The 1,069-nt window shown below is 50.4% G+C and carries 2 protein-coding genes; both read right to left on the reverse strand.

The window, feature by feature from the left end; all coding sequences use genetic code 11:
- Positions 1 to 280: 280 nt before the first annotated feature.
- Entirely contained in the window at positions 281 to 406 is a 126-nt protein-coding gene (locus tag LYNGBM3L_RS48650; RefSeq protein ID WP_267872032.1) for a hypothetical protein, read from the reverse strand.
- 169 nt (positions 407 to 575) lie between these two features.
- Entirely contained in the window at positions 576 to 848 is a 273-nt protein-coding gene (locus tag LYNGBM3L_RS40710) for a hypothetical protein (RefSeq protein WP_131827470.1), read from the reverse strand.
- Positions 849 to 1,069 lie beyond the last annotated feature (221 nt).

Raw genomic sequence — 1,069 nt, forward strand, 5'->3', positions numbered from 1 at the left:
ATGATATATTCCCCAAGCTTGCCAAATTTTCGCGATTCTTGCCACTGCCCACCCTACGATTCTACTTGTACCCAGATCACCCCATCTCCCCATCTCCCCATCTCCCCATCTCCCCATCTCCCCATCTCCCCACGTAACAAAACGTGAGAAAAAACCTATTAGACATCTCCAAAAATTAACCTCAAACCCTTGCACTGCCTGGGTCAAAACCGAGTTTCTGGAGATGTCTATTGACACAGCCACAGCCAACTCAATAAGCTAAACCACAGAAAGTTGAATTCTATGGAGATGAAACCATGCCCAAGAAAAAACTAACCCCCAAACAGACCGCTCCTGTTTCTCGTAAGGTGGTGGCAAGGCAACGCTCCTGTTTCTCGTAAGGTGGTGGCAAGGCAATAGTGGGCAAGGCAACGCTCCTGTTTCTCGTAAGGTGGTGGCAAGGAAAAATGAGGGGCAAAATGAGGAGTCAGTCTCCGAGTCTCTCTCCCAGACAGGGCGTGGTGGCGCGTGGCGTAAATAAAAATCCTTTGGCGGGCGACGACGCAGAGTAGTGCCCTTAATTTACCACTATCCGATCAAAATGTCAAAATCCCTTTTTGGTCTCGGATGGCGCGCGATTTGCCTGGATAAATTTCCGAGCTACCTGTGCTACTAACTCGTTTTCGGTTACCACGGGAGCCGTGCCTGGCGGGCATTAGTCGCAGAAGGTTCCACCAAAATGCCCATTCCACGTCTGATGCCCATTCGGCATGCATATCAGTGGGGTGGGCATCCTGCCTGCTTGGGAATATTGATAACCGGCAAGATGCCGGTTCTACGCCTGATACCCGTTCCACCGACTGGGTCAAACAGCAATAATTAGATGCATCCTGAAGTAAAGCGCGATGGCATTTGCTGGCTGCATGACAGATAAATGCATGACCGATAGAGTAAGAAATAGATAAAAAAAAGTAGTTTGGGCTCTGGTGGGCAGTGGCTGATCAGCTCTTCACCAACCTTGCCGATTTCGGTAGCTTGCCACTGCCCACCCTACCGATTAACTCTCCCGACTCCCGACTCCCGACTCCCG

It is taken from the genome of Moorena producens 3L, from assembly GCF_000211815.1.
In the GTDB taxonomy this organism is placed as follows: Bacteria; Cyanobacteriota; Cyanobacteriia; order Cyanobacteriales; family Coleofasciculaceae; genus Moorena; species Moorena producens.